We start from the raw sequence: 6,235 nt of genomic DNA, 5'->3' as shown, positions 1-6,235 counted from the left end.
AAGGGGCGATCTTGCAGTCGTGTGCGGTGAGCGTCCTGCAGATCGGCTCGACCCCGCCGAAGCGGTCCCGGTGCTCGTCGATGAACGCTACGAGCACGTGTGTGGCCGGTCGAACTCGGCCGCGAAGAAACTCGCCGCGGCCTTGAGAATCTCGTTGGCCCGCTTCAACTCGGCGTTCTCCTTCTTGACCGCCTTGAGCTGGGCGGACTCCTCTGTCGTCGTCCCCGGACGCTGCCCCGCGTCGATCTCCTGCTGCTTCACCCAGTTCCGCAGCCTCTCGCGGGAGCCGATACCGAGCTTGTCCGTGACCGCCTGCAGGGCGGCCGTCTCGTTCGGGTAGTCGTCGCGCACCTCGGCGACCATGCGCACCGCGCGACGGCGCAGCTCAAGTGGGTAACGGGAGGGTCGTGCACGGCCCGAGGGTGGCCTCCCGCTGTGTACGGGAGGCCACCCTCGGGGTCTTTGGCCCGGCTCGTCAGCCCTGGTGCCGGGCGCCGTGGACGATGAGTTCGGTCGCGTCCAGGTAGTGGCAGCCCGCTGGGCCTGCGTCCTTCGTGCAGTCGACGCCGTTGTCGGCGGCCTGGTTGCCTAGCATGGTCAGGCGGACGTACTGGATGTTCTGCCTGGTGTCGGCTTTGAGGGGCACGGTGTCTTGCCGACCGGTGTCGGCGGGCCTGAAGTGGCCCTCGGCGGCAGTGGCCCAGGTGATGCCGTCGGGAGAGGTCTCGATCCGGTAGTCGCCGAGGGATGCGGTGGTGTCGTCGCCGCATCCCGCCGTCGGGTCGACGAGGAACTCGCCGATGTTCACGGCCTTGGGCAGCTTGAGTGTGGTGTGGACCGGGTCGACCCCGCTGCCGCTGGTGCCGCCCTTGGCATCCGAGCCCCACACTGTGGACGTCATGTCGATCAGGCCGCCCGGGCCGCAGCCGACGTTGGTGTTGTCGGTGCCGGTGAAGTCGGTGATCCGGGCACCGCCGGACGAGGCCGCCCAGTCACGGCGCAGCTGCCAGTCGGCGTCGGCGGAGCCGGACTTGACGATGACGGTGCGAGCCTTGGGCTCATAGCCGTTGCCGCTGGCATACACCTTCCCGTACGTGCCTGCGGGGACAGCAGGGATCACGTAGCTGCCGTCCGCCTTGGTCACTGCGGACAGGTCGGCGCCGGGGAAGCCGGAGCTGTGGCCGCTGACGCTTACCGCGACCCCGCTGACCGGGGCACCGGTCGTGTCGTCGGTGACCTTGCCGGTGAGCGTGACCTGCGGGGTGCCTGGGCCGGGCGGCAGGGAGAAGTCCTCGTCGGGCTGGGTGTCGTCCGCGGAAAAAGCCGCGGCGAAGTACCCCATTCCCCGGTGGGCGAACACCTTCCAGATGGTGGTGCGGGCTCGGCCGCCATTGACTACGGTGTCGGCCTGCAGGATGGCGTTGCGCTCGTCGAGGAAGCTCGGGGCGGCGGGCGACAGCTCCATCGCCCTGGTCAGCAGGGACTCGCTGAGCCTGCTGCCGAGCGCGGCGCGCAGGTCCCAGAGTGTCTCGCTCCAGATCTCACCGTCGGCGTGCGGCTCAGAGCCACTAGAGGAGATTTTCCCGTAGTCGCCGTAGGTATAGCCGCCGGGACCCGCCTTCTTCATGCCCGGGCACTTGGCCGACGTCGACCCCACCGGGCAGTCCAACGCCTGGCTCCGCCAGGGCAGTTCGTCTGTCCAGTGCGGCGGGACGAGGTTCACGTCGCCGTCGGAGTGCGGACCGTCCGTCAGCAGCTTCTGGTTGTCCAGGAAGTCCAGCGCGTACCAGTCGCTCCATGCCTCACCCATGGCCCGGCCCTGCTGGCCGGTCAGAGTCGACACACCGTCGGCGTCAACGACCAGACGGCTGGACAAGCCGTGCGTGTACTCGTGATAGACAACGGCGGCATCGTCGCCCCAGTTGCCCTGCAGGACCCTGTAGCCGGGACCGGAGCCGCTCAGGTACATCTGCATGGTGGGTGCCTGGCCGTCGGGCGGGATGCTCATGTTGGCGTTGTTCAGGTGGTTTTGGTCGGGCAGCCCGTTGTTGACCGCCGCGCCGTCATCGGTCTGAGCCTGGACGGCGTCGCTGTCGCGTCCGTCGAAGTTGCCGCTGTTGCGGGTGAAGCCGATCGGGGCGCCCTCCAGGTGATCGTGGTAGGTGCCGAGGTAGTAGTAGACCTGCGCGGCGTTCTGCTCTCGGTTGGTCTTCCATGAACCCGGCTTCGTCTGGTCCCAGGAGCAGGGCAGCGGATCGTTGCAGGCGTTGCCGGTGAATGGCTTGAAGGGGAAGGCGAACATCCCGCCCGCCGGCGGTGTGATCTCCTCTCCCTGGTCGACCGTGTTGTTGTCGTTGACATCGCTGAAGGCGTGCGCGATCGGGCCGTTGAGGGTCTTGGCGTTCTTGGGAAGCCAGCCCTTGGCACTCAGGTCACCGGTGTGCTGTTTACCGCCCGTCGGGCTGCCCGGGTAACTGTCCCAGACCAGCACCTTGCCGCTGGACGTCGACGCGAGCGCTGCCGGGGCCGACAGGGCATGCCCGGCAGCCGAGAGGAGCTGCCCGGCGGCGGCTCCCGAGGAGGACGCGGTTAGGTCGGAGGACAGGTTTTGCCGGTATAGGATCCGGCCGGTTTCAGCGTCGACGACGTGCAGCCACATGCCATGGCCGTTCGGCGAAGTCACCGTCTGCCAGGCACGGCGGGCGCTGCCGTCCGGCGCCGCATAGACGACCTGCTTGGCGGTACCGGCGGCCAGGTTGTTGTCGGCCCCCGTCCCCGCAATGTCACGGACGGCGGTGTTCCGGGCCTGCATCCCGGTGACCCGCACCCGGACCAGCGACGACGGCAGCTTCGCCACCGGAGAGCCGAGCAGGCTGATCAGCCGCCCGTCCCCGGACACGTTCGCCTTCACGCCGTTACCGAACACCGGCACGCCGTTCACCGACTGAAGGAAAGACAGGTGGCGTATGCCGGCGACGTCGGTGTACTGCTTGCGCAGCGTCAGGTCGTGGACCGGGGCGCCGGTCAGGCCGAAGACGTCGAGATGGGCACGCAGGTAGTCCCGGACAATGTCCTCGGGGCTGTCGCCGCTGGGCGGCGTCAGGTACCCGTCCAGCTTCGCCACCTGCCGGGCAGTACCGGTGACTGGGTCCAGCTCGAGCACACCTTGGGTACCAAGCTGCTCACGCAACTTCCGTACGCCCAAACGCTGTTCCGCCCCCGCCAGCACGGCGTCCCGGCGTATCAGCGTCCGCTGCGAAGGCGGAGGCGGTGTCTGGACCGCCGGAGTGCCAGTACCAGCGGGGACCGTCGGATCACCCGGGACCGCGTGTGCAGCCCCGAGCGGAGAAGCGGCGGCCAGCACGAGGCTAGCCGCCACGGTGATTATGGACGCGCGCGTGCGCTTGGAAGAGGCTCTCGCCATTGTCAACGTCTCGCCAGAGGAGGAGTCCAACGACTGCCTACAACAGTCGACTTGATCCCTCCGCAGCCTCCCAGCGCGCCCAATGGGCCGTCTAGAGGCATTTGCCCCACTCTCGACGGCGCAGACCTCTACAGAAGCCTAATAGTCGGGTGGCCCGAGGGAATCGCACCCAATGCCAGCAACTTTCGGCAGGGGAGTGTCAACTGGCCCTGTCTCACATTCGGTGGTAACTGAAAGTCACGGGAAGAACACCTAGTCAAACCGCGCGGGTACATGCCCGCAACCTCGCTTCGCTGCCTGTGGCGAGCTCATCATCCAGATGCCGACAGGCGGTTGAGCTGGGCAAATCGCTACAGGTAACCATCATCACCGCCTGTTACCACCGAACGTGAGACAGGGCCGTTAGATTTACACTCCCCTCTCGCCCGCTCGAAGACGGGGCAGTATCGAGGCACGCCTTCTCCTGTTCCATGCGAAAGCGGCAGACCGGGCTCACGTCGTCTACATGCCGGACACCACCTGGCCAGTAAGCGGATTCCCGCCAGGCTCATCCCGGAGTTAGCTAAAGACCCCGGTTTTGATGCCATCTGTCTGCTTAACGACACTTCAGCAACGATTCGCTTGCGCTCGTCTTCCCGATCCCCACCTGACGCCTCTCGGGCGCCTTTTCCTCATGGCTCACCACGACAGTCTTCGGCTAACGCGGCATGAGGCGGTTTGGAATCTCCCTCCGCAGGGCGATTCCGAAGGGCCAAAATCCTTCATCTCTCGCACAGCATCGCTTCCAGAAGCTTTCCTACATCAACTCCCTTTCGCGTTCAGGACACAATCAGCCAACGCAGCACGAGGTGGTTTGAAGCCTCCCCGCACAGGGCGACTCCGAAGGGCCAAAAAAACCTTCATCTTCCGCACAGCATCATTTTAAGAACTGTTCCTACAACCAGCTCTATCCACATTCAGGACACAAATACCCGGAGCCCCTGGGTCCACCGATCCTACGAGTGACCCGAACATCCCTACGAAGAAAGGTATCCAACCATACCAGCCAAGCTCATAGACGGTGGAGTCATCTGCCTCTGTACGGTGTTGGGCCTCTCAGACACGATAAGGCGGCTGCTCCTGACTGGAAGTCTCGTAGGAGGCCCCCGCGGGAGGCGCCACCAATCTGTCGAGTTATTCATTTGGCGAACCACTGGACCACGATCCGTCAGACGGTGCGCCGCGAAAAGGATGTTTCCATGCGCAAGGGACTTACATTGGCTGCCGCGAGTGCCGTGGCAGCAATCGGCATCGGGTTGGCCATGGCTTCCCCTGCCAGTGCCGAGACCTTCGGCAGCTACCATACTCAGGAGGAGTGCGAGGCAGCGAAAACAGCCCGCGGCGGCGTCAATCTCCAAGGCGAGCCCCTGCACTGCGCCTTCATCCGCGAGACCCCGCAAGATCCGGGCATGTGGCTGTTGATGGACAACCGCGGTGGCGGCTGAGTGCCTGTCCTACCGATCGCGCTCCCCGTCCACCAATGCGTCCAGGATCGCCCGCGCGGACTTCGAGTACGCCCGGGAAGCCACCGACGTCAGCTTGATCCCGGCGTCCTGGAGCACCTTCTCCAGCCGCTGGATCATCCGAGCCCGCTCCTGCGTCACCGCCGTCCGCGACCGCGTCAGATCCCGCAGATCCCGCATCTCATGGGGCGGCACGAACGAGGGCCGCACCAGGCCGTGTTCGAGCAACTGGGCGATCCAGACCGAATCGGCCACGTCTGTCTTGCGGCCCGGCACGTTGTGCATGTGCTGGGCATTCAGCAGCCAGCAGGTAAAGCGCTCCTCCAGCACGCTGAAGACGGGTTTCCAATAGATCCCAGTCGCCTCCATGCCCACCAGCTCAACCTGTTCGAGCAACAGCCAGTCGCCCAACTCGACCAGTCCGCGCTGAGTGCGTTGTGGCAAAGGGAGTCCCTGTTCGATGAGCAGGGGCTTCTTCGTGTGCGGGGCATGATCGGCCGGGGGTAGGGGCAGGCAGCGGGCGGCTTGTTGTGGATCGAGGAGGGTGCGATGCCGTCGGTGCTGGGGTTGATGGAACAGCGTGAGGCGCGGGCGAGGCGGGATCTGGAGTCCTGGACGGAGGTTCTGGAGCAGGCTCAGGCGGAGGTGGATGCCGCGCGGGAGCGGGTCGAGCGGGCCCGGGTGGGGCGTGAGGAACTCGTGTCGGTGCTGGCCGAGGAGAGCCCGGTGAATGCGCCGGTTTCCGTGCCGTCTGGTGGTGAGAAGGCTGCCGCCGTGGGATCGAGCGGCTTGGGGGCGGTGCATGGCGAGCGGCCGCCGGTGTGGCGGTCGGGCATGGGTGAGGAGGTGCTCAGCGGCCTGTATCGGGAGGTGTTCGCCGCTGCGGTGGCTGCTTCGGGGCCGGTGAACGGGGTGGAGTTGACGCGGGCGGTGGGCCGGGAAGCGGAGATCAAGAACGAGGTGGAGAAGATCCGTCACCGTGCCTACGTGCTGGAGAAGCGGGGCTGGCTGGTGCGGGCGAAGGACGGGCGGTTCATGCCCGCGCCCGGAGCAGTCGGGCAGGGCGTTTCTCCGGCCAGCGCGGAGCGTCCCCGGCCAGGCGCCGGGACAGCCTGATCACGGCGGCCCACCACACCATCGCCGCGTGGTGGTCGGGGCGGCGTTCGTGGTCGCGGTTGAGGCGGCGTGAGCGGGCCAGCCAGCTCAGCGTGCGTTCCACCACCCACCTATCAGTTACGTGGAATCTGACCGCAGCGGAGATCATCTCCCTGCGGTACGACCACGGACTGAGGAGATGTGTTGGGCACGG

Annotated in this window: 5 protein-coding genes and 1 pseudogene; 2 read left to right on the top strand and 4 right to left on the bottom strand. The window is 66.2% G+C overall.

The window, feature by feature from the left end:
• Positions 1 to 87 precede the first annotated feature (87 nt).
• Both ABZ453_RS50040 and ABZ453_RS50035 read right to left on the bottom strand, forming a co-directional pair.
• Positions 88 to 369 (bottom strand): hypothetical protein, encoded by a 282-nt coding sequence (locus tag ABZ453_RS50040; protein ID WP_359026603.1) that lies wholly within the window; start codon positions 367 to 369, stop codon positions 88 to 90.
• 106 nt (positions 370 to 475) lie between these two features.
• Positions 476 to 3,124 (bottom strand): M36 family metallopeptidase, encoded by a 2,649-nt coding sequence (locus ABZ453_RS50035; RefSeq protein ID WP_359026601.1) that lies wholly within the window; start codon positions 3,122 to 3,124, stop codon positions 476 to 478.
• A gap of 1,481 nt (positions 3,125 to 4,605) precedes the next feature.
• On the opposite strand from ABZ453_RS50035, the gene ABZ453_RS50030 reads away from it, so the two are divergent.
• Positions 4,606 to 4,908 (top strand): hypothetical protein, encoded by a 303-nt coding sequence (locus ABZ453_RS50030; RefSeq protein WP_359026599.1) that lies wholly within the window; start codon positions 4,606 to 4,608, stop codon positions 4,906 to 4,908.
• Positions 4,909 to 4,917: 9 nt separating this feature from the next.
• Here the strand turns inward: ABZ453_RS50030 and ABZ453_RS50025 are convergent, their stop codons facing one another.
• Entirely contained in the window at positions 4,918 to 5,370 is a 453-nt protein-coding gene (locus tag ABZ453_RS50025) for a transposase (RefSeq protein ID WP_359026597.1), read from the bottom strand.
• A 105-nt stretch (positions 5,371 to 5,475) separates the two neighbouring features.
• Between ABZ453_RS50025 and ABZ453_RS50020 the strand changes: the two genes are divergently transcribed.
• Complete coding sequence (locus ABZ453_RS50020; protein ID WP_359026595.1) at positions 5,476 to 6,042, top strand: hypothetical protein; 567 nt, start codon at positions 5,476 to 5,478, stop codon at positions 6,040 to 6,042.
• Here the strand turns inward: ABZ453_RS50020 and ABZ453_RS50015 are convergent.
• A pseudogene (locus ABZ453_RS50015) lies at positions 5,960 to 6,154 on the bottom strand (IS5/IS1182 family transposase); the annotation flags it as partial. The gene ABZ453_RS50020 and the pseudogene ABZ453_RS50015 sit on opposite strands and share 83 nt — an antisense overlap.
• Positions 6,155 to 6,235: the final 81 nt, after the last annotated feature.

The organism is Streptomyces sp. NPDC005799 (assembly GCF_040630525.1).
Lineage (GTDB): Bacteria > Actinomycetota > Actinomycetes > Streptomycetales > Streptomycetaceae > Streptomyces > Streptomyces griseorubiginosus_B.
Note: the sequence above shows the minus strand (reverse complement) of the source record. Positions and strands in the feature narration are given on the sequence as shown.